The sequence below is a fragment of the Prochlorococcus sp. MIT 1323 genome (assembly GCF_047304905.1).
Classification (GTDB): Bacteria; Cyanobacteriota; Cyanobacteriia; order PCC-6307; family Cyanobiaceae; genus Prochlorococcus; species Prochlorococcus marinus_D.
The window spans coordinates 498,426-525,356 of the sequence record NZ_CP138973.1 but is presented as its reverse complement, the minus strand read 5'-3'; the positions used below and the strand labels follow the sequence as shown (position 1 = coordinate 525,356).

The 26,931-nt window shown below is 48.9% G+C and carries 24 protein-coding genes; 13 read left to right on the top strand and 11 right to left on the bottom strand.

Features of this window, described 5'->3' with window-relative positions:
• The first annotated feature begins 44 nt into the window (after positions 1–44).
• The gene (gene aroB, locus SIB68_RS02500; RefSeq protein ID WP_063400462.1) at positions 45–1,163 is read left to right on the top strand and encodes a 3-dehydroquinate synthase; all 1,119 of its coding nucleotides are present in this window, start codon (positions 45–47) and stop codon (positions 1,161–1,163) included.
• Here aroB and SIB68_RS02495 read toward each other — a convergent pair.
• On the bottom strand, positions 1,156–2,373 hold the full coding sequence (locus SIB68_RS02495; RefSeq protein ID WP_063400461.1) for a class I SAM-dependent methyltransferase: 1,218 nt from the start codon (positions 2,371–2,373) through the stop codon (positions 1,156–1,158). The genes aroB and SIB68_RS02495 overlap by 8 nt on opposite strands.
• A 31-nt stretch (positions 2,374–2,404) precedes the next feature.
• Between SIB68_RS02495 and SIB68_RS02490 the strand changes: the two genes are divergently transcribed.
• On the top strand, positions 2,405–3,214 hold the full coding sequence (locus tag SIB68_RS02490; protein ID WP_063400460.1) for a TPM domain-containing protein: 810 nt from the start codon (positions 2,405–2,407) through the stop codon (positions 3,212–3,214).
• A 12-nt stretch (positions 3,215–3,226) separates the two neighbouring features.
• Here SIB68_RS02490 and SIB68_RS02485 read toward each other — a convergent pair whose 3' ends face one another.
• The 3 genes from SIB68_RS02485 to SIB68_RS02475 form a co-directional block, all read right to left on the bottom strand.
• Positions 3,227–4,003, bottom strand: a complete 777-nt coding sequence (locus SIB68_RS02485) for a glycoside hydrolase family 104 protein (RefSeq protein ID WP_081215517.1) — start codon at positions 4,001–4,003, stop codon at positions 3,227–3,229.
• 277 nt (positions 4,004–4,280) lie between these two features.
• Positions 4,281–5,357: a hypothetical protein gene (locus SIB68_RS02480; RefSeq protein ID WP_063400459.1), complete on the bottom strand. Its 1,077-nt coding sequence runs from the start codon at positions 5,355–5,357 to the stop codon at positions 4,281–4,283.
• The gene (locus tag SIB68_RS02475) at positions 5,351–6,196 is read right to left on the bottom strand and encodes a TIGR04168 family protein (protein ID WP_074160288.1); all 846 of its coding nucleotides are present in this window, start codon (positions 6,194–6,196) and stop codon (positions 5,351–5,353) included. Before SIB68_RS02475 ends, SIB68_RS02480 begins: the two co-directional genes overlap by 7 nt.
• A 64-nt stretch (positions 6,197–6,260) precedes the next feature.
• Between SIB68_RS02475 and nadA the strand changes: the two genes are divergently transcribed.
• Positions 6,261–7,253 carry a quinolinate synthase NadA gene (nadA, locus tag SIB68_RS02470; RefSeq protein WP_413681903.1) on the top strand — a complete coding sequence of 331 codons (993 nt, stop codon included), beginning with the start codon at positions 6,261–6,263 and terminating at the stop codon, positions 7,251–7,253.
• 173 nt (positions 7,254–7,426) lie between these two features.
• Here nadA and SIB68_RS02465 read toward each other — a convergent pair whose 3' ends face one another.
• Positions 7,427–8,137 carry an esterase/lipase family protein gene (locus SIB68_RS02465; protein WP_063400457.1) on the bottom strand — a complete coding sequence of 237 codons (711 nt, stop codon included), beginning with the start codon at positions 8,135–8,137 and terminating at the stop codon, positions 7,427–7,429.
• 134 nt (positions 8,138–8,271) lie between these two features.
• Complete coding sequence (locus tag SIB68_RS02460; RefSeq protein ID WP_063400456.1) at positions 8,272–8,649, bottom strand: hypothetical protein; 378 nt, start codon at positions 8,647–8,649, stop codon at positions 8,272–8,274.
• Positions 8,650–9,020: 371 nt separating this feature from the next.
• Here SIB68_RS02460 and SIB68_RS02455 point away from each other — a divergent pair, with 371 nt between their 5' ends.
• Positions 9,021–9,854 carry an ATP-binding cassette domain-containing protein gene (locus SIB68_RS02455; RefSeq protein WP_081215515.1) on the top strand — a complete coding sequence of 278 codons (834 nt, stop codon included), beginning with the start codon at positions 9,021–9,023 and terminating at the stop codon, positions 9,852–9,854.
• A gap of 1,050 nt (positions 9,855–10,904) precedes the next feature.
• Here SIB68_RS02455 and SIB68_RS02450 read toward each other — a convergent pair.
• A complete protein-coding gene (locus tag SIB68_RS02450) occupies positions 10,905–11,216 on the bottom strand; it encodes a thioredoxin family protein (protein ID WP_011130036.1) in 312 nt (103 codons plus the stop codon).
• A gap of 441 nt (positions 11,217–11,657) precedes the next feature.
• On the opposite strand from SIB68_RS02450, the gene SIB68_RS02445 reads away from it, so the two are divergent.
• Complete coding sequence (locus SIB68_RS02445) at positions 11,658–12,635, top strand: DUF7005 family protein (protein ID WP_063400455.1); 978 nt, start codon at positions 11,658–11,660, stop codon at positions 12,633–12,635.
• Positions 12,636–13,025: 390 nt separating this feature from the next.
• On the opposite strand, the gene SIB68_RS02440 is transcribed toward SIB68_RS02445, so the two are convergent.
• Positions 13,026–14,777, bottom strand: a complete 1,752-nt coding sequence (locus SIB68_RS02440) for an ABC transporter ATP-binding protein (RefSeq protein WP_063400454.1) — start codon at positions 14,775–14,777, stop codon at positions 13,026–13,028.
• A 500-nt stretch (positions 14,778–15,277) separates the two neighbouring features.
• On the opposite strand from SIB68_RS02440, the gene trpD reads away from it, so the two are divergent.
• From trpD to SIB68_RS02400, 8 genes are all read left to right on the top strand, one after another.
• Positions 15,278–16,333 carry an anthranilate phosphoribosyltransferase gene (gene trpD, locus SIB68_RS02435; RefSeq protein ID WP_063400453.1) on the top strand — a complete coding sequence of 352 codons (1,056 nt, stop codon included), beginning with the start codon at positions 15,278–15,280 and terminating at the stop codon, positions 16,331–16,333.
• Positions 16,334–16,363: 30 nt separating this feature from the next.
• Positions 16,364–17,503 (top strand): glutamine-hydrolyzing carbamoyl-phosphate synthase small subunit, encoded by a 1,140-nt coding sequence (carA, locus tag SIB68_RS02430; protein ID WP_063400452.1) that lies wholly within the window; start codon positions 16,364–16,366, stop codon positions 17,501–17,503.
• Between the two features lie 73 nt (positions 17,504–17,576).
• The gene (locus tag SIB68_RS02425; RefSeq protein ID WP_081215514.1) at positions 17,577–17,933 is read left to right on the top strand and encodes an STAS domain-containing protein; all 357 of its coding nucleotides are present in this window, start codon (positions 17,577–17,579) and stop codon (positions 17,931–17,933) included.
• The gene (locus SIB68_RS02420) at positions 17,930–18,337 is read left to right on the top strand and encodes a Mini-ribonuclease 3 (RefSeq protein WP_063400451.1); all 408 of its coding nucleotides are present in this window, start codon (positions 17,930–17,932) and stop codon (positions 18,335–18,337) included. The genes SIB68_RS02425 and SIB68_RS02420 overlap by 4 nt, the downstream gene beginning before the upstream one ends.
• A gap of 14 nt (positions 18,338–18,351) precedes the next feature.
• Positions 18,352–19,959 (top strand): 23S rRNA (guanosine(2251)-2'-O)-methyltransferase RlmB, encoded by a 1,608-nt coding sequence (rlmB, locus tag SIB68_RS02415; RefSeq protein WP_063400450.1) that lies wholly within the window; start codon positions 18,352–18,354, stop codon positions 19,957–19,959.
• A gap of 44 nt (positions 19,960–20,003) precedes the next feature.
• Positions 20,004–20,300 carry a DUF1816 domain-containing protein gene (locus SIB68_RS02410; protein ID WP_081215534.1) on the top strand — a complete coding sequence of 99 codons (297 nt, stop codon included), beginning with the start codon at positions 20,004–20,006 and terminating at the stop codon, positions 20,298–20,300.
• A gap of 36 nt (positions 20,301–20,336) precedes the next feature.
• Positions 20,337–21,797, top strand: coding sequence for an Asp-tRNA(Asn)/Glu-tRNA(Gln) amidotransferase subunit GatA (gatA, locus tag SIB68_RS02405; protein WP_063400449.1), 1,461 nt, complete (start codon positions 20,337–20,339; stop codon positions 21,795–21,797).
• Between the two features lie 76 nt (positions 21,798–21,873).
• Positions 21,874–25,389 (top strand): DNA polymerase III subunit alpha, encoded by a 3,516-nt coding sequence (locus SIB68_RS02400; protein ID WP_063400448.1) that lies wholly within the window; start codon positions 21,874–21,876, stop codon positions 25,387–25,389.
• Here the strand turns inward: SIB68_RS02400 and SIB68_RS02395 are convergent.
• The 3 genes from SIB68_RS02395 to ruvA are packed head-to-tail and all read right to left on the bottom strand — an operon-like array spanning position 25,378 to position 26,905.
• On the bottom strand, positions 25,378–25,863 hold the full coding sequence (locus SIB68_RS02395; RefSeq protein ID WP_063400447.1) for a PAM68 family protein: 486 nt from the start codon (positions 25,861–25,863) through the stop codon (positions 25,378–25,380). The two genes, SIB68_RS02400 and SIB68_RS02395, sit on opposite strands and share 12 nt — an antisense overlap.
• Positions 25,864–25,899: 36 nt before the next feature.
• The gene (gene rpsO / locus SIB68_RS02390; RefSeq protein WP_011130024.1) at positions 25,900–26,169 is read right to left on the bottom strand and encodes a 30S ribosomal protein S15; all 270 of its coding nucleotides are present in this window, start codon (positions 26,167–26,169) and stop codon (positions 25,900–25,902) included.
• A 58-nt stretch (positions 26,170–26,227) separates the two neighbouring features.
• Positions 26,228–26,905: a Holliday junction branch migration protein RuvA gene (gene ruvA / locus SIB68_RS02385; RefSeq protein ID WP_063400691.1), complete on the bottom strand. Its 678-nt coding sequence runs from the start codon at positions 26,903–26,905 to the stop codon at positions 26,228–26,230.
• Between the last annotated feature and the right edge of the window lie 26 nt (positions 26,906–26,931).

Genomic DNA, 26,931 nt, shown 5'->3' with positions numbered 1-26,931 from the left:
TTTGATGCCACCCGGCAAACTGAGATCAGCAGACTTGCTCTTTCATGTCCGCTTTCGTGAATATCGACGCCCAACGCATCCCAGTAGCACTGAGCCATCAGCCCTACGAGGTGGTCATTGGGGGGGAAGGCTTGCGGGGTATTGGTAAGGAGCTTCGCCGTGCTGGGCTGAAAGAGGGAATCAAGGTATTGGTTGTAAGCAATGCTGATGTTGCTGAGCCATATGGTGATCTTTGCCTCCAAAGCCTTAAGGAGAGCGGTTTCAGGCCCACTCTGCTGGTGATCGAGGCCGGAGAAGATCAAAAGACGCCAGTGAGCGTGGCGTTAATTCACGATGCAGCCTATGAAGCAAAGCTAGAAAGAGGATCCTTGATGGTTGCTCTTGGCGGTGGGGTCGTGGGCGACATGACTGGATTTGCAGCAGCTACTTGGCTAAGAGGTATCTCGGTGGTGCAACTTCCTACAACCCTTCTGGCAATGGTGGATGCCGCGATTGGTGGCAAGACAGGCGTCAATCACCCGGGCGGGAAAAATCTGATCGGAGCATTTCACCAACCAAGGCTTGTATTAATCGATCCCTCAACTTTGAAAACATTGCCAGAACGTGAATTCCGGGCAGGGATGGCCGAAGTGATCAAATACGGGGTGATCGGTGATTCAGCACTTTTTCAACTCCTAGAAGGCATTCAAGAACTAGACACACCATCACAACTCCATCAAGACCTTCTGGAGAAAATTCTCGAACGTTCAGCACTCGCGAAGTCGAGAGTGGTGAGCTCAGATGAACGAGAGGGCGGGCTGCGCGCCATCCTCAACTACGGGCACACCTTCGGGCATGTGGTGGAAACCCTCTGTGGCTATGGAACCTGGCTGCATGGTGAAGCTGTCGCCATCGGCATGGTGGCGGTTGGGGAGCTGGCGGTGTTGCGACAGAGCTGGAACAGGGATGATGCCAACAGGCAAAAGTCGCTGATCGCAAAGGCAGGGCTGCCGATTGCTTGGCCCAAGCTAGATCCAGAGGAGGTGCTGTATACCCTGCAAGGGGATAAGAAGGTCAAAGATGGAAAGCTTCGCTTTGTGATTCCCACCGGCATTGGCAACGTCGAAATCAAAAATGACGTAAGCAGAGAAGAAATCCGAAAATGCCTATCAGAGCTCAGCTAACTGGGTCCTCTAGGAACCGGCAGCGAAGTTCACCGACCTCAGCATCAAGAGATGGTTTGGGCCTCAACTCAAAAGCCAACCAACGAAACTCTCCCAAGCCGACTGGATCAACAAGACGCAACAGTGCTTCCCTTCTATTGAGGGCAGCAGAGAGCTGACTGGTAGGAAGACTTTGGAGAGCATGAAGCCTCTCTGCCAAGCCAAGTGCCAAGAGTGCTTGCCCCTGTCGAGACTCACCGAGAAAGGTCCAACCCTGCTGTTCGGCCTGGTGTTGAAGAGTTTCGAGACACAGATGTGCAGTGAGATCCCACCGACCGGGATCTTGAAGCAATGCACCACTAGCTCTCTGCTGGCGATAAGCCATCAGAGTTCCGCAGGGTCTCATCGCGCTGTAATAACGACGGGCCTCGAGGGCATAGTCGATGACAAGTAAGGGGCCGCAAAGCAGAGCAGAGGCTGCCTGACTCAACCACGATTTCAGTTCACCATGCCATTCACTACACCAACCATCAGCAGCATCAGGAGGGGGGATCTGAATGCCCAAACACATTCGGGCCTCAGTTAAAGCTGAATGCAAAGCGTCTGTAAGAGAAAGCTCAGTGAAGCGAAGATGAGCAACCGAATCGACGTTCTCAAGACAAACACCCTGCCGCCATAGACGTTGATCGCGCCACACCAACCGCTCCACCGGCAGAGCATCCAACATTTCATGAGCAAGCATCACGCCGATAGCGGGAGCTTGAGCCAACTCATTAAGACTTCGCCAGTGAATCGGCACACTGGTGACAGATTTCAGTCGCTCTCGTTGCCGTAAGGCCATGGCCTTATTGCTCTCCACCAAAACCAGCTCCAGTCTTGGTATCAGCGCTGGGCACAGATCCTCCAGGGCTGAGATCAGATCAGCACTTAAATCGCCTTCACCAGGCCCCACCTCTATCAACGATAAAGACTTTCCCTTGTCAACACGCTGCTGAAGTTGCTGGAACCAATCAACCAGTTGTATGGCCAAAAGTTGGGCAAAGTCAGCTCCTAAGGAAGGAGAAGTCGCGAAATCACCCTGACGACCAATACGAAGCTGACCGGAGGCATAGGCCCCATAGACTTGGTCATGCAAGGCCCAGTCCATGTATTGATGGAAGCTGATGCTCCCTCCAGCCTGAACTATTCGGTTAACCAACCAAGCTGGGCAAGGCACAGAGCAGAGATCCATTCGAGAGAATGCCTGTCACTGAAACAGGCCCATGGGAGCACATCAGAGGCGAAAAATCTTGAAAAGCCTGTTGGCATGGTTATTTTGCTTGCTTTGTTGCGCAGGATCGGTTTACGCCTACGACAATCCTGAACTGCTTCCCCAGCAGCAAACACCAGTGGTTGATCTGGCGAAGGTCTTCAGCGAAAAGCAACTCACCAACCTGGAAAAATCACTAGACGACTATGAAACGAGAACAGGCTGGAAATTACGTGTACTGACCCAGTACGAACGAACTCCTGGGCTTGCAGTTCGAGAGTACTGGGGGCTTGATGAACGTAGCTTGCTGATTGTCGCCGACCCACGCGGTGGAAATCTGCTCAACTTCAACGTGGGTGATGCGTTATATGCACTAATGCCTCGTACCTACTGGGTAGAGCTGCAAACCCGCTATGGGAACCAGTTTTACGTGAAGGATCATGGCGAGGACATCGCAATCCTCGATTCACTCAATGCCGTAGAAACCTGTTTGGATCGAGGTGGTTGTCAATTTGTACCTGGGCTGCCATTGGAGCAATGGTTGTTGACATTCACCACATCGCTACTTGGTGGTTTGGTTGCTGGCTTTGCTTCCTACCCCAGGAAAGAAGGTGAACTGATCGCTTGGCCTTGGTTATTGCTTGCTTCCCCGCTATGGATCATGTTGTTTGGAATCTTCGGGATTGCCCCTGTCGTGTCGCGAACTAGCGATCTTCTACCACTCCTTCGCAACGGGCTGGGCTTTTTGGGAGGAGCTGTAGCGGCATACGTTATTGCTCAAGCAACATTGGGGGGTAGGCAAAAGCGAGAGTCAGAGCCTTAGCTTCAATTGATATCAGCGACTTTGAATGCTGCAAAGAATTGTGGGGGGTTTGCAGACAGGTCTCCTAGCTGCGTCATTACCAGGTGCAGCAAGATCTTGACGGCGCTGATCCCTGATCGACCTGAGCTGCGCCAAGTTGAACTTGTAGAAACCAAGCAAGCTGGCAAAGCGTTTCACAGGCTGGCCGTAGTAACTCCTCCCGCTCAGAGTGGGGAATGAAGCCCATTCAGGCGCAAGTTTTGCTGCTAATAGAGGGGTCATAAACCCTGAATCGGTAAGACCTAAAGCCTTGCGACGTTGAACAAGAAAGAGAGCTCCCTGATCCTGAACTTCTGGACCAAAACCACGCAAACCAAGACTGCGGGTCACCATGTCCCAGGTAAAAGGCATGAATTGATAAGCCCCTGCAGCAGCACTTGCATATCGAGAGGAGTAAATGACTCGATTGGGATGACGATCTAATGAGGCCATGAGACCTCCACCAAACATCACTCGATAACCAAGGTCATGCCCATTCTTCCAAGTACCTTCGGCAAAGCGAATGGTGTTGAGAAGGGCCCGACGCTCCGGGGTGATCACATATGGCAATGCCGCTGAGGGAACCTGTTCTGGATTACTTAGCGACTGGGAACGTGCTGTTAGCTCAAGAGATGGAAGTGAAGGAGGGAGAGGGATATGGGTATTGGTTGCTTGCGCTGCTCCAGCTGCTATTGAGAAAGGGAGAAAACCAGCTGCGACTGCTGATAGAAGACGATAGACAGTCGATGCGGGAGCGATCATTCGTTGCATTCAGAGAATAAAAACCCTTGGAATGGGGGAAGGTTTGGGCAATTCCCAGAAGCGAATGGGAGTTGCCGATGAACCAAGGGTGACTATTAAACCAAATTATTTAATAATCGGGTTGACTTTGACGAAGCTAGCCCAAAGGGACAGCCCTCGTGTGCCGGTGGGAGAATCGTCCACATGCGGCAAAGGTTGAGTTGGGCCCAAAGATCGCTGAAATCCAAGTTGAGGAATCAGCGTTGTGCATATTGAACGATCTAGGATTTTTGATTAGTAATTCTGATTAAGAGACCAGTTCAACTACAGCACTTGCTGCCGCCATGGATCCATCGACAGCCAGCGGTTGCTGAGAAGCTGGTATCAAGGGTTGATCTAACTCCCATTCTCCAAGCTCGAGGGCCTCGCGCTCAAGCAGCCGATGGGCTGCATGGCTTTGTAAGCCGTTGATCAGTGCTACCGATTCTGCAAAGCCTTCTCGAAGAACCACATGAAGGCCGATACCCAAGCTGATGGCTTCACAGAAACTGCTGTAACCAGGCTTCCCAAGGTGCCTAGAGCAGTAAGGAAGAGCATCGACAACTCGAATTGACCTGGGTAGATACAAAACATTGTCAGGTGATTGCATGCTCAGAAAAGGGTCAACAGATCGTGGTTTGGGCATCAAAAAGAGGTGATCAGGCCAGCGTTGGAACAAATCTGAGTCGAGTGCCAAACCCAGCCCGCCAAATCCCACCATCACGATTGGACCTTGAAAAGATTCAAGTTTCTGCTGGAGTCCTAGCGGTAGTGAACGCGGTGAGGACGCAGTTAAGCCCAGGCTCTGTTCAGGTAGCCCCCAGTCCATTGCAAGTGAGAATGGGCAACGTAACAACTTCTTCCCACGTGAGTATTCAGCTGACGCAGCTTCAGCATGGGTAAGAAAAGAATCTCCTAGAGGGGCGTAGATCTCATCCCAACCAAAGTTGCCCATCCATACCAAAGGAACACCAAGCTGATCAGCTAACTCAGCAGCAGCAGGTGGAATGTCAGCAAGTACAAGCACCGACATCTGTTGAGACTGGATCCAAGAGACCTCAGCCGCAATTTGGGCAGGAATGTGTTGTTCAAGTTCCTGCAAAGCCTTAAGAGTGGCCATTTGGTCAATGGCTAAGGCATTCGCCTGAACCATGCCCACATCCCAGCGCAGTTTGCGGTGTTCGAAAGGGACACCTTGCAGCGCAAGGCTGAGGAATTGAAAGTCCACATCCGTACTCACTACGAATCGCCATTGAGGCTGAAGACGATGCAGTTCTATAAGAACAGCTGCCTGGCGTGCTGCATGGCCATAGCCATGGCTGCTCAAGCAGAGGTAAATCAGCACTGTGTCACCAATGGTGTTGCTCTTTCAAAAAGAATCTGTTCATAGGCCAAGGATGAATCTGGAAGAAACCAACGGTGGCTCACCTGACTGAGCTGTCCATCAAGGAACTCGACCCAGGAAAAGTGACACAACTGACGACCAGAGGAATCACTTCCACGCCGCGGTACACAAGCAGCATTGAGAAAGACAGTGCCAAAGCGATCCTGAACACATGTTTGCCGCAAACCTGTTCCGCGTTTGAGATCATGATGCATGTGGCCAAAGACAACCAGATCTGGCAAACGATCCTTACGGATGCGATCAAGGGCCATCGCAAGATCCTGATCGCCCCAATCGAGAGCGGGAACTTTCCAATCGCGACCACAAGGGCTCTGAGCATCAGAGCCGAGGCCCGTCGGACCGGAATGAGCCAATATCACTAAGGGCCATTGGGATGGTGCCTGCTTTGCAGCGGCCACAATCCGGTCAGCAGATTCACTGACCGACATCGGGCCAAAAACCGCCTGAACGGCTTTGGCGAGGTGAAAGCCACCACCAGCACTACAAGGGCGGGCCCCAACGACAGCAATCGGTGGAAACTGCCATTGGCGCAAACTCCAACCGCAATGACGGTCGCCCAATAAGGTCAATTGACGTCTGAGGACTGCGCCGCTGTGATCTCGTCCGTGGTCATGATTACCAAGAATGACAGCTGTCGGCAGAGCAATCTGTTGTATTGCTTTGACCAACTTGAGATCACCTTCGCTGAGATCACCTACAAACAACACAGCATCTGGCTGAAGTTCAGTCAGTAAGTACTGATCATCAGGTGTCCAAACACCATGGAGGTCTCCAACAATGGCGAGGCTCTGGTGTGACGTGGCAAATATCTAGGCTATGGCCATACTGCCCTAGATGGTCCGAATGACCGCTGTTTGCACCGCCAAGACGGTCTCTCCAGTGCCATCAACTAGGAAAGAATTAAAGGGTGCCATTGCTGAGCTACGTAAAAAACTCAATGCCGTGATCCTGGCTCACTACTACCAGGATCCAGAGATCCAAGACATCGCCGATTTCATTGGGGACTCCCTGGAACTATCACGTAGAGCTGCTAGCACAAATGCTGATGTAATCGTGTTCTGCGGGGTGCACTTCATGGCTGAAACAGCAAAGATTCTCAGCCCGGAAAAAATTGTATTGCTACCAGATCTCGAAGCGGGGTGCTCCCTTGCTGATGACTGCCCAGCCGATGAGTTTGCTGCATTCAGAGACAAGCACCCAGACCACATTGTGGTGAGCTATATCAACTGCACAGCTGCTGTTAAGGCCCAAAGCGATCTGATATGTACAAGTAGCAACGCTGTAGCACTTGTAAATCAATTACCGAAGGATCAACCAATCCTTTTTGCTCCAGATCAAAACTTGGGCAGATGGGTTCAAAAGCAGAGCGGAAGAAAACTGACGATCTGGCCCGGACGCTGCATGGTGCATGAAACATTCAGCGAAGAAGCTCTACTAAAATTAAAAATCATGCACCCCGAAGCAAAGGTAATAGCCCATCCGGAGTGCCTAGAAAATTTACTAGAGTTGGCGGATTATATTGGCTCAACGAGCAAATTACTTGAATTTACCGAGATAAGCTCATGCACAAAGTTTATCGTTCTAACAGAGCCAGGAATCCTACACCAGATGAAATTGAAGAACCCAAAGAAAGAATTTATGGATGTTCCAGGTATTGACGGATGCAGCTGCAATGAATGCCCATATATGCGATTGAATACATTAGAAAAGCTATGGAGCTGCTTAAGCACAATGAAGCCATCAATAGAAATCGAAGAGGAGGTACGTCAAAAGGCTTTTATTCCTATTCAACGCATGCTAAGCATGAAAGAAATACAGGAGGCTAGTGAACATTAATTGTTCACGGTGAAGCTGAGGATCAGCACAACAAGAGGGACTGTCAGAAATAATTCTTTTTAATTTTAAGATAGTGTGGAAAAAACTAGCCAATACTGCAAAATAAACGGAGACAAGAAATTTAACTGTTCAAGTAGTCAGGAAAATAGTACGGAAACTAAAACCTTCATGCCTTAGGCATATCCCATAGCGGAAGGCCACCATTGTTCTATTCGCACTATTGAGCCATACCAAGTAGCGCCAAAGAGGCCTCCGTGGGCTGTGTCATTGAGAACAAGATTTCGAGATTGAGAAAGAAGTGCGGAGCTGACAGGGACTAAGCCGTCGCCCTCTAATAGAGGATTATCTGAGATGCTGCGATAGGAGTTAGCTGCGGTATACCTGGCAAACTGGCTGGCATTTGGACTATCGAGTGATAATCGACCAGCAGTAGAAAAATAATCTACATGATCAGCATAAAAACAAGCTGGATAGAGAGTATTAACCTGGGACCGCAGAGGGGTGGCACGAACAGATTGATGCGGACTACCTAGTGTTATGAGTCGATTGCAAGATTTATATCCACTATAAACACGACCAGAAAAGGGTTGTTCTCCGAGATAAAGGCGAAGCATTACACCACCCGAACTGTGACCTATAAGTGTCACCTTTCCTGTATTAGATCGAGACTGAAGGTCTTGAACAATTGCATCCACTCGATCAAGGAGTCTGCGCCAACCAATGGCCCATGAAGTGAGCAGCCAGTCAAATTTAGAAGAAGGTACGACCTTTACAATCGAACCTTGATTGTTCTGAATCCAGCTAGCTAAAGAGGCATAGGCCTCATCTGTGATCAAGAAACCGCCTAGGATTAAAACAGGTTGATTAGGATCAACAGATTGCATGGAGTAAACTTAATTCGCAGAGGGAGTGATGCTTGAGATAAGATCACTATAGCAAATTGGATAGAATATTTAAATAGATGAGGAAAGTACAGTATAAGTAAACTTAGAAATAAGAATAAAAAAATCAAAGGCAATCAAATTTGATCATGGTAAAGGCCAAGGGTTGCACCTGCAAATATTAAAATAGCGATAATTAGGGGGAAGATCATAAAGCTTTTATCGTGAAATGGGAGTTGAAAGATTAAAATCATAAATCCAACCAAAGCTGAAGCAAAATATCCAATAGCCGAAGCCGTGAGTAGGAAATCTGAGATTGGGAGACGCAAGCCAGGAACGGCTAGAATCCTGCGAACAGACTCTAAACCATAAATAGAAGTAAGCATCGTAACAAGCAACATTAACCCTAGCAAGATCCACCATAAAGATTGTTGATTATAAAGAAGCCACCATGAATAACAAGACAGGAAGAATGTGATCAAAGTAATGATGCGATAGAAAACAGTTTGCTTCATTAGTTGACTTTATTCTCGAAGATTCTATGTGTGAAGAATAGCTTATTGAAATACAGATGAAATTGATTAGAAAGATATCCTTACGATATTATCGCATGGATAAGCAGGTAAAGCTTTGTAGACAGAAGTCATAGGCGTTCGGATAAGAGCTACATACCTTCGGGAATGGAGTGAAAAGGTTATAATATGGAAAATGATTTGCAAGAGAGAGTGAAATGCAAATAAAAGGTCTTACCATATAAATGGAAAGGATATTAAGAGAATGGCTTATATAACTATGTGGTGATAGCGCAAGGTAAAAGTGTAAAATTATTGTTCCATAGAACGAAATAAGACAACAGTTGCTTGACTGAAAAGAAAGAAAGAAGATAATGAAGGGGCAAAAAAATTATAGAAATTCTGGTCTTAAGCCAATGAAAGACGAAAACCCATGGCTGGACATTAAGGACGTAGAGGCCTGGCTTGGCCCTACCCAAGTTTTTAGAAACCTCTCCTTAAAATTGAAGCAAGGAGAAAACACCGTAATTCTAGGGCCAAATGGATCTGGCAAAACAGCATTGGTAAAATTAATTACTCGAAATATATATCCCATTGTAAAAAGGGGTTCTACGCTAAAAATATTCGGCAATCGAAAAATTAAATTAAATCAGCTTCATTCGCGTATAGGGGTGGTTTCCACTGACCTGGAGGTACGCACACCAGATTATATTAGTGCTAAGGATGTTGTTTTATCAGGACTTTATGGCTCTATAGGAATTAACCGTAACCGTAGCCCGAAAGAAAAAGAGATAAAAAAAGTACAGGACCTTATTTCAGATCTTGGACTTGAAGACATTGATGCAAGATCATTCGGTCAAATATCAGATGGAGAAAGGAGACGACTATTAATCGCAAGGGCAATGGTAAACAAACCAGAAATTTTAATATTAGATGAACCTACAAATGGACTTGATCTAAAAGCACGACACCAGTTACTAAAATGCATTCGCAGCTTGTGTAAAGGCAAAACGACGATCGTTTTAATAACACATCGAGTAGAAGATATAGTAAAAGAAATGCAACGAATCATATTCCTAAAGAAAGGAGCAATTATTCGCGATGGAGCGACTAATGATCTACTACAATCAGAACCACTAGAAAAACTCTATGAAACACCACTAGAAATTGTTTTTGCTAATGGATATTATCAAGTTATCCCAGGGTAGTTACAAACAATATGTCAAATCAAAAAACGTGAATTGACAGCATTAATCTATTATTAGCACAATAGGAAAGGTCTATTGTGAGATTTTGAATAAAAAACAAGGTTCTATTCTGAAAAATCAGTATTGTATTTAAAGAAATCAAGCCATAATTAATATAATTAATAAACTTATGATAAAGATTATTAGGAGTGTCTGCCAGCGTAATCTAAATGCTGAACTTAATGGGGTGCTTCTTGATAGATTAATTTGACTGCTTCTAGTATTTGACCCTAATGGAGTTCCACAGGTCATGCAAACCAACCGACCGGCAAGCGAACGGTCGGCCCTAAACATAGAGCCACCACAAGAACTACAGTATTTAGAGCTCATGAAGTCGGTGGAGTGAGAACAAGAGCAAATCTAGAGTTGATAGGGAATTCAAGGGATATCAAATTATAATTTTAGTATAGCGAGACACGCAAAAGTCATCGCTACAACATACAAATGAACGTTGCCTAAAAAGAAGTATGAATAAGAGGGCCGAAATCCACAAATAAGCTTGATAAGCATATATTTAATGTATAAAAAGAAACCTAGCCTGATATAGATAAATAGAATTGTAGAGAGAATCAAGCAAAAGATAGAGGTTCTAATAAAATGCTGGTTATTATTAGTAAAAGAAGGAAAGTGAAGAATAGTCTAATCTTGATATTCTAATCAAACAGCAACTGATAAGTTGTTAGTTAGTGAAATTCATGAGTTATGGAATGATGAACAAGAAGTAATATTGTGACTGATGTTAAACAAACAATTCTGTTGATTATGATAATAAATATCTAATTAAAAATTAACAGTGGAGACCTTCGGGTCAAAGCGTATTTAGTTAATAGCGAATAAGCTGAAGAGTAGCATTAGATCAAATATCTTTTCTCATAGCCTGGAACTATGAATTGTAAATTTAAGTATTTTTGAAAAAACAGTCGCTTAAGTAAAATGAAAATCGATTACAAGTAAAAGGTTCATTTGTATGACTAGAAGAAAAGGGGTAACAGTTACTAAGTATAAAAAGTATTAGTGAATTTCTATTGAATCCAATCGTTTACGAAAATCTCCTTTTGGCATCCCTCCTTTAAGTTCACCATGAATAGTAAATTCACCCTCTGGATCACTAACTAGTAAATAAGTAGGCCAGCCCATGCCAACTTTGTTTGGGTATTGGGCAAGCAACAATCGCCTGTATCGACGATAAGTATCTGTATCCTGAAGCATAACATTGACAAAGCCATAGCCAAGTTCCTTACTGACGGCTTCATCGTAATGACTCATGCGGTGACAGGTACCACAATCCTCTGAGCTGAACTTAAATACAGTGATTGGTCCCATGGAGGCAGTAAGATCATTACAATCGATATAATACGTTAGCATAAATATAGACGAAGTGGAACGGTAAAATTAAACAAGTTATTTGCATTAGTTACACCTTGATCCGCTGAGCGTTTATTCAATCAAGCCAAATGAGATCAAGACAATAAAGGAATAAAAATAACTTTCTTGAAAGAGGTTTTTAGGACATGAAACCAATTAATGTGGTACCCTAGTTTTAAATTGATGGTTCATTTTGAGAAATAGATTAGTCAATCAGACAATCAAGAGGATAATAATTAAGAATATTATTTGTTTATAAATTAACTAGAGAGCAATAATAGGTACAGCAGCAGCCTAGAAATCTATTGTTTAGTTTGGCTAGGCATCTGAATACTTATCAGAGATTAACGCTTGAAATCAACTATAATAATAATTTAAATATTCAATTTCCCTGGAAAAATGAGTTCAGTTTCAAATATATCAATTGAAGAGTACTGTAGACCCTTTATTGAATCTACTAAACAATGGCCAAGCCTTCCTCTACCAGTGCAGCCAGGCATTGAATGGTGGCAAAAATGGCTACAAGAGACAGCTTGCGAAGGATATTTCGAGAGTTTGCGTTCCTATCTACCACAGCTATGGATTAATCCTCATGATGGAGCGAGTAAATCCGAGAGATACAAACAATTAGTACTACGAGGTAAAGCAATGAATAATGTAGAAAATGATAACATTCTGAAGCTTAAGGATCAACAAGGGTTTTCAGTTCGATTAGTCGATCATCCATGCGGAACATACCCTGTAATAGAGATAAATGATCAGGATGATTTTTTGAATGTGGTACGTTGCCTAGCATACCGCTGTGAACAACCACATATCCAATCTTCTGTTCATGCCCAAGCTGTTGCTGGTTTAATTCACTGGGGGTTAATCCAAAATATAAATATTAAGGAACGTTGTCAGTTGATTATCTTACATCGCTCTCCATATAGCTCACTGCCTAAAAGTGTTATCCCAGGGAAACCGACAACAAAAGCATGGCTTGAAATCTCTCAACATTGGCGACTTGAGCATGAGCTAACCCATCTCGCCACAAAAAAATTAGCCGGCGAAATGAGATTAAACCTATTTGATGAACTGGTCGCAGATGCCCTAGGTATGCTTAAGGCGCTAAATGTGTTTTCTGCCGACTTGTTTAGACAAGGGCTAGGGCTAAATAATGATGCTTCTACAACCACAACTGGACGAGTTCATACATATCTAAAAGGATTGAATGAGAATGCCAGTAGATTAGCTTGTAAATATGTACTGCAACGTGCACATGAGTTAGAGCAATTATTAGAAGCAGGAATAATACCAGATGAGCGAATGGCTCTACTAAACTATCTGATAAGTCAGAAGCTTGATCAACCATTTACGGCCAACAAGAGCTCGTAGACACAAGACGAGTTTGGAACAGATTTATAAATTATCTTTGATACAAAAGAAGACTCTATTGAAATAGATTGTTTACAACAACATGTGTCACTGACATAAGTATAGATGCAAATTAAACTAAACATTTGGCAATAGAGAAAAACTATGTAAGCAGGAGTCGAACTCTAACTTGCCTGACTAGCATTAAATAGGAAGTCTAGCAATAATAAAGAATAGAAGAGGGGCGAGACAAATCAAAGAGAGCTAGCTATAATTACCAATACCAAAAATAAAGGCATTTAAATGTTATACAAAGCAGGCTATTATCACTGAATATTTAGCATATTTTTCAAAAGATGATAGTGGTTTAATTGTGATCAACTCATTTCATTGATAATAGCTTTTATTCGCTTAGACAACGGCTTCCATTTGATCACTAGCTTGCTCCCGTTCCCAAAGGCTGCGGTATGGTCCCTGAACAGCAAGTAAGTCAGTGTGATGGCCTTGTTGCACAAGCCGTCCTTGATCGATCACAAGAATTCGATCGCAGGCAGCGGCCGCAGAAAGCTGATGGCTAATCATCAGGATTGTCTGATTCTGTTTGTCACGAATCGAACTCAGGATTGACGCAGCTGTTTTGTTGTCCACACTGGCTAGAGCGTCATCAAGAACCACAACAGGAGCCTCCACTAGAAGTGCTCTGCCAAGAGCAGTTCGTTGACGCTGCCCGCCACTGAGAGTGATGCCTCTTTCGCCTACAAGCGTTTCCAATCCATCCGGGAAACCCCTGATGTCATCCATCAGTCGGGCCTGCCTCGCAGATGTTTCAACTCGCTCCATAGAGGCCTGAGGATCGCCGTAACGAAGGTTGTCGGCGAGGCTGCTGGTGAAGAGATAGCCCTCTTGCGGAACAAGTGCCACATTGCTGCGCAGATCCTCGAGCAGCAAATCATTGACATCATGGTTGTCAATGAAAAGTTGCCCCCTTGGAACTTCCACCATCCTTCCGAGAGCTCTTGCCAGGGTCGTTTTCCCACATCCCACTGGCCCCACCACGGCGACGAGTTCACCTGGATTGATCACAAAGCTCAGTCCCGACAGCGAGTCGGTCTTGCTTTTGTCGTAACGAATCCGCAGTTCACGTGCTTCGATTCGACCTTTGAGCGGCGTCTCCAGGCTTAATGGTGTGGTTGGGTTGCGAATCATCGGGATACGCTGCAGAAGCTCTTCCACACGCTCCAAGCTCACCTGTCCGGTCTGGAACGTGTTGAGGGTGAAACCAAGTAGTGCAGTAGGAAAAACTAAGCGCTCTACAAAAAGGATCAAGGCCACCAATCCGCCGATGCTGAGGGTGCCTTGTTCCAGTTGACCGCTGCCAAGTGCCAAAAGTAGGAGCAGTGAAACCGAGGAGATTCCACCCAGCAAGGGGAAGAGGGTGCTGCGAGTTCGTGCCAGGCGAATAGCACTATCTTTATAGGTATTGTTTCGCTCAGCAAAGGCATCCTGTTCAGGTTGCTCCTGGCCATAGATCTTGATGGCACTTATGCCTGATAGATCCTCCTGGATCAGTTCGCTGAGACTTGATAGAGCTTCCTGCTGGCGTTTTTGTTGCCGCATCATTCGCCCCCCAAACAGGCGCACAGTGCCAAGCATTACTGGATAGAGAGAGATCGCGGCCAGGGTTAAGCCTGGGTCGATGGCCAGCATCGCGGGAAGAGTGAAGCAGTAAGCCAACACAGTGTTGGTAAGGCTAAGAATCGCGAAGCCAAGTAGACGACGAATGTTTTCAACATCGCTGGTTGCGCGGCTGATGACTTCACCACTACCGGTCTCCTGCACCCAGCCTGGTTCCTGCCTAAGCATGTGGTCAAAGATGCGCTGGCGCAGGTCCACCTCCACTTGGCGGCCGACACCGAAAACCAGTTGCCTAGACACCAAACGCACGATGCCCATGATGCTGGCGAGAATCACAATCCAGCTGGCCTGACGCATCACGTCAGTGATGGCAAAGCCTTCTTGGAGATCATCAATGATGCGCCTCACCTCTAGGGGGATGATGACGCTGACAATGTTCACCACCACGAGGGCCATTGCACCCATCAGCACAGTGCGGCGATGGGGCTTTAGATAACGACCAATGAGATCGAGGCGAAATGCTGCCATGCAGGTATCGCTACATGGTTCAACCTATGCAGCCAGTTTGATGAGCGAGCCTAGAGGGATTCTTGAAACATTGCGATCACAGATCCTTAGCTAATGCGCATTAGAACCATCCAATCCAGGTGAATGCTGGCGATTAAGTAACGTTGCTGCTCACTAACGAACGAGCTCCGGATGTCGATTTGGTCTCTATGCCCTGATTGTTGATTCGATTCATCGTCCTTCAGGGGTGCAAGATTTTTAGTGTGAATGTCTCAAGATCCTTAAGTTTTTGGGATTGAATGACGCAGGGCTAAATGCCTGAGACCTTTGGCATTGGCGCTAGTTGCAGCAATCAGAAAGTCGTTCCTATCCAGCTTCAATAGCACCGTTTGGATGGATCAGAGGTCTTTCTTGCTGATCTCTTGAAGAGATTCTAGCCAGTAGCAAAGTTTTAGGAGATAGTGGTGTTGTCCCCATCACCCGGCCCGGAGTGCTTTGCACCCGGGTTTTTTTCTGCTCCGATGCCTACTTCAGCTACTGCCTCTTCCTCTTGGTCGCAAATCCTCGAGATGTTGCTCGAGGGACAAAACCTTCCTGAGGTGGAAGCAACTGCCTTGATGGAGGCTTGGTTGGCGGAACAACTAACCCCTGTGCAGACCGGTGCGTTTCTAGCGGCTTTGCGAGCCAAGGGAGTCACAGGAAATGAGTTATCAGGAATGGCCCAGGTGTTGCGAGGTGCTTGTCCCTTGCCTTGCCCATTGCCAGACATCCATATGGTCGACACCTGTGGAACAGGTGGCGACGGTGCAGACACCTTCAACATCTCAACCGCAGTGGCCTTCACTGCTGCCGCCTGCGGGGCGAATGTGGCTAAGCATGGCAATCGCAGTGCAAGTGGCAAAGTCGGTTCAGCAGATGTTCTTGAGGGCCTGGGTCTAGAGCTCAAGGCCCCTCTTGTCTCCGTGGTGGAGGCCCTGGTTGAGGTAGGCGTCACATTTTTATTTGCCCCAGCCTGGCACCCCGCTTTGGTCAACTTGGCCCCATTGCGGCGCAGCCTTGGAGTGCGCACCGTGTTCAATCTTCTGGGTCCACTGGTGAATCCTTTGCAACCAAATGCCCAGGTTCTCGGGGTAGCTAAGGCTGAGCTGCTCAATCCAATGGCGGAAGCATTACAACGGCTTGGCTTGCAGCGGGCCGTTGTTGTCCATGGCGCTGGAGGCCTTGATGAAGCTTCGTTGGAGGGAGCCAATGCAATGCGTTTGCTTGAAAATGGTCACTTGCGACAAGCATCGATCGATTCAGCAGAACTCGGGCTTACTAGAGCTCCTTTGCAGGCTCTCCAGGGTGGTGATTTGGCAACAAATCAAGCGATTCTTTCCGCTGTACTTCAGGGAGGCGGCACCGCCCCTCAACGGGATGTGGTGGCATTGAACACAGCCCTAGTGCTCTGGGCTGCTGGCCTACAAGATGATTTACGAGCAGGTGTTTCTACTGCAAAGTCTTGCCTGCAGGAAGGCCTCCCCTGGCAACGGCTAGAAGGGCTCCGCATGGAACTTGATCATCAAATTGGAGAATGAGACTGCGATGACTTCGGGATCCTTCAGCTGATGATTGCTTCATCGCGAAATTCGGCGCTCTTGATGCTTGCTGATGGCACGGTGCTTGAGGGGGAGGCCTTTGGTCATCGCGGTGACGCGATGGGCGAGGTGGTTTTCAACACCGGCATGACGGGCTACCAGGAAGTCCTTACGGATCCCAGTTACTCCGGTCAGTTGGTCACATTCACCTATCCAGAGTTGGGTAACACAGGCGTAAATCCTGATGATCAAGAATCATCCCTGCCTCATGCAAGGGGTGTCATCGCCCGTCAACTCTCCCCAACGCCGAGCAGTTGGCGTTGCCAACAGTCGCTGCAGACTTGGCTGGAGGAGCAAAGAGTTGTTGGTATCTCAGGTGTTGATACCAGGGCGCTTGTGAGACATCTGCGCGAGGTCGGAGCCATGAATGGCGTCATAAGCAGCGATGGTTCCACCCCTAAGCAGCTGATGGAACTGTTGCAGCAGGCTCCATCGATGGAGGGATTAAACCTTGCAGATCAGGTCTCAACGAAAGATCCATACCGCTGGAGATCAACTTGTGCTGTGGGCTTTGATCAAAGGTTGAAGCAACAAATTGATTCGCCCTATCGCGTTGTCGCGATTGATTTCGGTATCAAGCGGGCCATACTCGACCGTTTGGTCGCTCACGGTTGTGAGGTCACCGTCCTGCCGGCCAGTTCCGATTTAGCCACCGTGTTGAGTTCACAACCCGAGGGCGTATTTCTATCTAATGGACCTGGTGACCCTGCTGCCGTGACTGGTGGTATTGCCTTGGTTAAAGATCTTCTCAATAAGGTTGATATCCCCCTGTTTGGCATTTGCCTGGGTCATCAAATTATTGGGCTTGCCATGGGAGGCCGTACTTTCAAATTGGCCTATGGCCATCGCGGGCTCAACCATCCCTGCGGCACAACGGGGCAGGTGGAGATCACCAGTCAAAACCATGGATTCGCACTTGACGCCTCGTCTCTGTCACAAGTCAGCGTGGTTGTGACCCATCTCAATCTCAATGACCGCACTGTTGCCGCGATAGCGCATCGGGATCGACCTGTTTTTGGTGTGCAATACCACCCGGAGGCGAGTCCTGGTCCTCATGATGCAGACCACCACTTCGCTCACTTTGTTGAGCTGATGGCAGATCGTCGCTGAAGCGTGGTGCGGATCACTCAGTATCACTACACTTCGTGCCATTGCGTCCCGGGGGACTGGTCCCATCACAGAATTGCAGCGACTGACCGTTTCTCTAAGAGGGGGTTTTGAACGTCGACAGGGTTGTCTGGTATTCCAGTTCACTGGCCAGCTAGACGCTTATTCCGAGAAGCAGTTCATCACCTACGTAGAGGATGTGCTCTTGGCCAATGCTGCCCCTTTGGTTATTGACCTGAACAAGATTGACTTTCTTGACTCTTCTGGCCTAGGGGCTTTGGTTCAAACTGCCAAGAAGTGCACCGATGCCAAACGGTCATTTGCCCTTGTGGGCAATGCAAGGGTCGTCCAAACTGTGAAACTTGTGCGGCTTGAGGATTTTCTCCACCTGGCAGTTGATCTGCGTACGGCTTTAAATCAGTTGAAAGCTTGAACAATTGGATTCGTAGTCAGTCAGCGATTGGCGGTGCTAATGAACTGGGACCGTTGCAGTTGGCTTGGCTTGGTGATGCTGTTTGGGAATTGCATCAGCGTCTGCGTCATTGTTACCAACCTGGCAGATCTGAAGATCTACATCGAGCAGTTGTTGACGAGGTGAAGGCCGCTGCTCAGGCAGAAGCTCTGCTTCGCTTAGATCCGCATCTTTCAGATCTTGAGAAGGATTTGGTACGGCGAGGTCGTAACAAATCCGGACGAGGACCACGCCGTGGAGAGGCAGCGACCTACGGCAAGGCCACAGGGTTTGAGACAATGGTTGGCTGGCTCTTTTTGCAGAATCCGGCGCGGCTTGCGCAGCTCTTGGATCAACTGGAGGAGACCGAACACGACTTGCTATAGCTTCTTCTCTTCTTATGAGCTCCCGCTTTGATCGCCGTTCAGGCAACCCCCCTCGTGGTGGTCGTCCTAGAGGAGGTCGTCCTGGTGGGATCCGACGGGATGGCGATGGGGTTTCTGGTCGATCTGCTTACGGAAGCCGCTCTTCCGGCAGCCGCCCATCGAGTGGTCGTTCCTCTGGACCGCGAGGGGTGTATCGCTCTGGCCCTGATGGAGAAGCTGGTGATAGCCCTTCAAAAGTATTCAATGGTGAGGGCTCTGGGCAGGACCGTTTTAACCGTGATCGTTCTCGCTCTGAGCAGGGGCGTTTTAGCCGGGATCGGCCTCGCTCTGAACAAGGGCGTGCACGTGAAACTGACAGAAAAGAGGCTCGTCGATTTCGTGATGAGAGACCATCACGACGTCGCAGCGATGAACGGCTAGGGCGACGTCCCTCCTTGGGAGAACGTTCACGTCTTACAGACAGGCAGTTGCCTTCAAAAAGATTCGATCCATCTACTTCGGATCGCGTTCCAGAGGCAGAAACATTCGGACCGGCTGCTGCCGATGATTTGCTTTGGGGACGTCATGCCAGCCAAGCTGCTCTGGAAGCTGGGCGCCCGATTCATCGCATCTGGTGCACATCAGATTTACGAAGCGCACCAAGGTTTTTGCAATTGCTTCGTGAGGCCAAATCCTCAGGAGTACTGGTGGAAGAAGTCACTTGGGCTCGTCTCGGTCAACTCACAGGTGGTGCTGTGCATCAAGGAATTGTTCTGCAGACTGCTGCAGCGGAGACCCTTGATTTGCAAAGTCTGATCGAGGGATGTGCGGGTCTTGGGGAATCGCCCCTTTTACTTGCCCTCGATGGCCTAACGGATCCCCACAATCTTGGCGCCATTATTCGTTCTGCAGAGGCACTTGGCGCCCATGGGGTTGTTCTCCCACAACGACGAAGTGCTGGTCTCACTGGTTCGGTGGCCAAGGTTGCAGCAGGCGCTTTGGAGCATCTACCAGTAGCGCGTGTCGTGAATATCAATCGTTCTTTAGAAGCACTGAAGCAGGCGGGATATCGAGTTATTGGCCTGGCGGAGGAAGGGGACATCACCCTTCCAGATGTCGATCTAGACGGACCTTTAGTGATCGTGACGGGATCAGAGAAGCAGGGGATCTCTCTCCTGACTCGTCGCCATTGCGATCAGCTTGTACGCGTTCCATTACGGGGGGTTACTCCCAGTCTGAATGCCTCTGTTGCTACTGCGATGTGTTTATACGAGGTTGCCCGTCGTGGCTGGATGAAGGGGGTTCATGGCCAAACTCCATCCCCCAGGATCGTGCGGCCTCAATGCCCTTTGCCGGTCAACTCATGCGACTCCATTTCCGTGGAGTCAGAACCCATTGCCAAGACCAATCGTTCGCCAATCCATCAGCCGGATGAGATTGAGCGGTTTGGGGAGGCTTTGCCGTCCAGCTTGGCTAACCAGCAACTTTGTTCCAAAGTTGATGAACCACCGATGGATCGCCAAATAGGGGATTTGCAGGCAGAAAGAACTTCGATTGAGGATGAGGATTTGCTGACCAGTCAGGATTGGAATTTTGACGTTCGTGAGGATCAATCACCTGATGAAGAGAGTGTTCAGCGTTGATCCAAAAATTCCTTGGCAGCCGACAGCGGAACACCAATTGGAACATGACGAGGCAAAATAATGCTCATCCGCCAACCTCAATCATGGGCTCATTGATTAGGCCGCTGCGTAGCCTCGTCAATGGCTTTGGTTTGGCTTGGTGGGCCAGGGTTGAAACCCGTGAACCAAATATCACCTATTGGTTCGGCCCTTTTTTGACCCGAAAGAGTCTTAAGGGCAAGCTATCGACCTTCGTTGCGGATCTCTCTTTTGAGGGACCTGCGTCTGTGAATCACACCCTCGTGCGTTGTCGTCGCGTTGAGCCGCTGACGATCGCAGTCGAAGGCCGGTCAGACGACTGATAGCGTCGCTGCTGCACAGCACAGCACCGCAAGCCGATGGCGATCGCTGAATGGCGTCAGCAACTAAAGCTCGGCGAGGTTTCCGCCAGGGAACTCACAGATCACCAACTTGCTCGTATCGCAGTGGTGGATCCCACTCTGCACGCTTTTCTGGATATCACAGCAGATCGAGCTCGTGCCGATGCCGATCGCATCGATGAGGCCTTGGCTGCGGGTGAGTCTCTGCCACCTCTGGCTGGTGTGCCATTGGCAATTAAGGACAACCTCTGCACGAAAGGAATACGCACCACCTGTTCCAGTCGAATGCTGAAAACCTTTGTGCCGCCCTATGAATCCACCGTCACTGAGCGCCTCTGGCAGGCCGGTGCTGTGCTTCTCGGGAAAACAAATCTCGATGAGTTCGCCATGGGTAGCTCGACCGAGACATCTGCGTTTGGGGCTACATCCAATCCCTGGGATATCAGCCGTGTGCCGGGTGGCAGTTCTGGTGGCAGTGCAGCAGCTGTTGCGGCAGGTGAATGCATGGCTGCCTTGGGTTCGGATACTGGGGGCTCAATCCGTCAGCCCGCTTCATTTTGTGGAGTCGTAGGCCTTAAACCCACCTATGGCCGTGTCAGTCGTTGGGGTTTGGTGGCTTTTGCCAGTTCTCTTGATCAGGTTGGACCATTCACGACCAACGTGGCCGATGCTGCTGAGCTTTTACAAGTGATCGCAGGATCTGATCCTCGTGACTCCACTTGTCTCAATGTTGCTGTTCCCGATTATTGCTCTGCCCTTTCGCAACCAATGTCTGGGGTACGCATCGGCTTGATTCGTGAGTGCTTTGACCAGAACGGCTTGGACGCGCAAGTGAAGAGAACAGTTTTAACAGCTGCAGAGAAGCTGCAATCCTTGGGAGCGGAACTGGTTGAGGTGAGTTGCCCACGCTTTAGCGATGGCATCGCCACCTATTACGTGATAGCCCCATCGGAGGCTTCGGCAAACTTGGCGCGTTACGACGGGGTGAAGTACGGCTACCGAGCTGAAGGAGCTGATGCTCTAGCCGCGATGACAGCCCGAAGTCGCGCAGAGGGTTTTGGTAGCGAGGTGCAGCGACGCATCCTGATCGGCACCTATGCCCTGTCGGCTGGTTACATGGATGCTTACTACAAGAAAGCCCAGCAGGTCCGCACATTGATCCGTCAAGATTTTGATGCGGCCTTCCAAACGGTCGATGTGCTGCTGACACCCACATCACCTACCACTGCATTCCAAGTCGGTGCCCACGCTGATGATCCACTTGCCATGTACCTGGCTGACCTGCTGACGATCCCAGCCAACCTGGCTGGCTTACCTGCCATCAGTCTTCCCTGTGGATTCGATGACGATGGCCTTCCGATCGGGGTGCAGTTGATTGCCAATGTGCTGGAGGAGTCACGCCTCCTGCAAGTGGCTTTTCACTATGAGCAAGCAGCAAACGTGATGGCAAATCACCCGCAGGGAAACTTCATTCCCTAAACGATCTATTGCACTAGATGCAGCGTTTGGCTACTTGAACAACCCTGCATCTTGCGCCTCCTCCTAGGCTAGGGGCATGGCATTCGTTCCTCTTCACAACCACAGCGACTACAGCCTTCTGGACGGAGCTACACAGCTCCCCCAGATGGTGAAGCGAGCCAAGGAGCTAGGCATGCCCGCTCTGGCACTCACCGACCACGGTGTGATGTATGGCGCCATTGAACTGCTGAAGCTTTGCAAGAACGCTGAGATCAAGCCGATCATCGGCAATGAGATGTATGTGATCAACGGGTCTATTGAGGATCCGCAACCGAAGAAGGAGCGTCGTTATCACCTGGTGGTGCTTGCTAAGAACGATGTTGGCTATCGCAATCTTGTGAAACTCACCAGCATTAGCCATCTGCGCGGCATGCGCGGCCGAGGCATCTTTGCAAGGCCATGCATTGATAAAGAACTGCTGAAGGCCTATAGCGAAGGGTTAATTGTTGCCACCGCTTGTCTTGGTGGGGAGATTCCTCAAGCCATCTTGCGCGGTCGCATTGATGTAGCAAGGGATGTGGCTCGTTGGTACCAGGAGGTCTTTGGCAAAGACTTCTATCTCGAAGTTCAGGATCACGGCTCGCCGGAAGACCGAATCGTCAATGTAGAGATTGTGAACATCGCCAAAGAACTAGGGATTGAGCTGATTGCGACCAATGACGCCCATTACCTCAGCAAGAACGATGTGGAGGCCCATGACGCCCTGCTTTGTGTGCTGACAGGCAAGTTGATCAGTGATGAGAAGCGTCTGCGCTACACAGGTACTGAATACATCAAGTCTGAACAGGAGATGGGACGGCTATTCGCCGATCATCTCGAACCTGATGTGCTGCAAGAGGCTATTGCCAACACAGCAGCCGTTGCCGAAAAAGTAGAGGAATACTCAATCCTCGGTAGTTATCAGATGCCTCGTTTCCCGATTCCTGAAGGACATAGCGCCGTGAGTTATCTACACGAGGTCTCTGAGCAGGGGCTACGGCAAAGGTTGAAACTGGCAACGACAGATCCAATTGATGACCATTACGGCGAAAGGCTCACCTATGAGCTGGGCGTGATGGAACAGATGGGCTTCCCCACCTATTTCCTGGTGGTATGGGATTACATCCGCTTTGCACGTGAACAGGGCATTCCAGTAGGACCAGGGAGGGGGTCAGCGGCTGGCTCACTCGTGGCATATGCCCTTGGTATTACCAACATTGATCCTGTTCAAAACGGATTGTTATTTGAGCGATTCCTCAATCCTGAGCGTAAGTCGATGCCTGATATTGACACTGATTTCTGTATTGAACGTCGTGGTGAGGTGATCGACTATGTCACGCGTCGTTACGGCGAAGACAAGGTTGCTCAAATTATCACTTTTAACCGAATGACCTCCAAGGCCGTTTTGAAGGATGTAGCCCGTGTGCTTGATATTCCGTATGGAGATGCCGATCGACTTGCCAAGCTTATTCCCGTAGTAAGGGGAAAGCCTGCAAAACTAGCTGCGATGATCGGCAGCGATTCGCCGAATGCTGAATTCCGTGAGAAGTATCAGAACGATCCAGTAGTTACAAAATGGGTCGATATGGCGATGCGCATTGAAGGTACAAATAAAACCTTTGGCGTTCATGCCGCTGGAGTCGTCATTGCTGCTGAGCCCCTAGATGATCTTGTACCCCTTCAGCGTAATAACGATGGACAGGTAATTACTCAATACTTCATGGAGGATGTTGAGTCGATGGGGTTATTAAAGATGGATTTTCTTGGGCTCAAGAATCTCACCATGATTGACAAAACACTTGAGCTTGTTGAAGTCAGCAATGGAGAGAGAATTGATCCTGATCAATTGCCAACAGAGGATCCTGAAACTTTTGCCTTACTTGCAAGAGGAGATCTTGAGGGCATCTTTCAACTTGAATCGACTGGGATGAGACAGATTGTGCGTGACCTTCGCCCCTCATCTCTTGAAGATATCTCCTCAATTTTAGCTTTGTACAGACCAGGTCCTTTGGATGCCGGATTGATTCCAAAATTTATCAATCGGAAACATGGTCGAGAGGCAATTGATTTTGCTCATGCTGCCCTTGAACCAATCCTTAAGGAGACTTACGGGATCATGGTTTATCAGGAGCAGATCATGAAGATTGCCCAAGATCTTGCTGGCTATTCTCTGGGCGAAGCTGACTTGCTACGGCGTGCAATGGGCAAGAAAAAGGTTTCAGAGATGCAGAAACATCGCAGTATTTTTGTTGAAGGAGCAAGTCAAAGTGGTGTTGATCAGAAGATCGCCGATGAGCTTTTCGATCAAATGGTTTTGTTCGCCGAATATTGCTTCAACAAGAGTCACTCAACAGCTTATGGCGCTGTTACTTATCAAACTGCCTATTTAAAGGCACATTATCCAGTTGCCTATATGGCGTCATTACTGACAGTAAATGCTGGCGCTAGTGACAAGGTGCAGCGCTATATCTCGAACTGCAATGCGATGGGAATTGAAGTGATGCCGCCAGATGTGAATGCTTCAGGGATTGATTTTACCCCTGCTGGTGATCGCATCCTGTTTGGTCTTTCTGCTGTGAGAAATCTTGGCGATGGTGCAATCAGGCAGCTAATTGCCAATCGCGATGGTGATGGCCCCTTTGTCTCCCTTGCCGATCTCTGTGATCGTCTGCCCTCCACTGTTCTGAATCGTCGCGGGTTGGAATCTCTTATTCATTGCGGAGCCCTAGATGCCATAGACCCTGAATCGAACCGGGCCCAGTTAATTGCCGACTTGGAGCTTCTGATCCACTGGGCTGCTTCTCGTGCCCGTGATCGACTCAGTGGTCAGGGCAACCTATTTGATCTTGTAGCTGGAGCAGCAGACGAGCAAACGTCTGATGAGCTGAGCACTGCACCCAAAGCAGCACCGGTTCCCGACTACCCACCGACTGAAAAGCTGAGACTTGAAAAAGAGTTGGTTGGTTTCTACCTTTCTGATCACCCTCTCAAGCAGCTCACTGCTCCAGCTCAATTACTGGCGCCCATTGGTCTTGCCAGCCTTGAGGATCAGCCTGACAAGGCGAAGGTCAGTGTGATCACGATGCTGACGGAGATGCGCCAAGTCACAACCCGCAAGGGCGATCGTATGGCAGTTCTCAAGATTGAGGATCTCACCGGTGGTTGCGAAGCTGTGGTGTTCCCCAAGAGCTATGCCCGTCTATCAGATCACCTCATGTTGGAAGCGCGACTGCTCATCTGGGCCTCTGTTGATCGTCGCGACGACCGTATCCAATTGATCATTGATGATTGCCGCGCCATCGATGACCTACGACTGCTGTTGGTGGAGTTGATGCCTGATGAAGCCTGTGACATCACTGTGCAGCACAAGCTTCGGGAATGTCTCCATCAGCATCGCCCAGCCAAGGATGAATTTGGCGTGCGGGTACCTGTGGTGGCAGCGGTTCGCCAGGGTCCCCAGGTGCGTTACGTATGCCTAGGTCATCAGTTCTGCGTTCGAGACGCTTCTGCTGCACTCAGTTCTCTTCAACAGCAGGCATTCAAAGCTCGATGCAGCGACCGACTATTTGTCTGATGTTTGTCCGGATTCCTTTGGCTTGGTATCTGATTTTGAGCCAGGTTGATTAGCTTTGCTTGAATCGCGCATTCTTCCTATGTTGCGACCAATATGTTCCAATCCAAGCAGGCTGCCTGGGGCATCTTCCCAGCTGGCAGATAGAACCCCATAACTCAGTCCTATCAAGCCAACAAGGAAGCAGGCTGCTGAAGTGATCAGCGTGATGAATGGTGAGATATCAGCAATGCCACGGCTCACAATCAGATAACTAACTACAAAAACACCCATCCCTGCAGCAGTAGGCAGACCCGAGGCAAAGATCACGCGCCGCAGCATGCGATTTGCCACCGGCTTTGGAATGGCCTGCTGACTGCTGGAAGTCGCTTTTGCTTTCTTGATATTTGGCGATTTGGATCCCTTTGGGGGCAGGCTTTTGTTGGCCATTCCGCTCTTTTCTGGCCCGAAAGGCATAGCTTTGCTTCGTTCGGCCATCTACTTAAGAATTAGAGGGAAATCGCTAAAAGGGATTTAACCGCGGATGCCTAGTTTGGTGATCAGGCCGTTGTAGCGCTGTTCACTTTTTCCGCGTACATAACTGAGCAAGCGCTTGCGACGACCAATCATCTTGAGCAGTCCCTGACGGGATGAGAAGTCGTGCTTGTTCTCCTGCAGGTGCGAGCTGAGCTTTGTAATCCGCTCGCTAAGCATTGCCACTTGCACCTCCACAGACCCTGTATCGGTTCCATGGGTTTGGTTGGCATTGATCAGCTGTTGCTTTTCTGTTGTATCGAGCGACATGCTTGGCGTTTTGCCCTAAGAGACCAAAAAAACAATCTAACTCTTTGAGGACCATTTTTTAGGCAGCTTCCTGACTAAGCCAGCGCAGGCTTGCTCTCAGCCAAGCGTCAATGTCGTCAATGGAGGGGACAGACTCAGGCATGTCACTGGCTCCTATTGCAGCACCGCTGGCCACAGCCCTTATGGCACGGCGTATTTCAAGATCTTCGTAACCAAGGCCCCCAAGGGTGATCTGTAGCTCATGCAGACTTGAATCCTTGAGCTGATGCGAATCGATCACACCATTGTCCACCAGAGACATTCCAGGATCACGACAACTAAATTCAGCCAACTTTGTGCGCAATTCCACCGCAAGACGTTCGGCTGTGCGCTTGCCTACACCTTGAGCCTGACAAAGCTTGCGTAGGTCTCCCTGCACAATCGCCTCTACAAGTTCTCCGGTCTGACATTCCTCTAGAAGAGCGAGGGCCATCTGGGGCCCCACTCCGCTAACACCAATCAAGGTACGAAACATGTCCCGTTCTCGTCGTTCCGGGAAGCCAAACAAGCTGGATCCATCATCACGCTGAACCTGATGGATCCAGAGGATGAATGTGTTTTGCCCGTGCTCCATTTCGCTGAGATGGCGCGGTGCAATCTGAACCTCGTAACCAACACCAGCACATGCCAGAACGACTCCTTGCCGAGTCCCTTGCTGCCAGGCTTCTACCTTTTGCCCTTGCAGCCAGCCGATCATGAGGTTGCTCTTGATGTCATCCATGC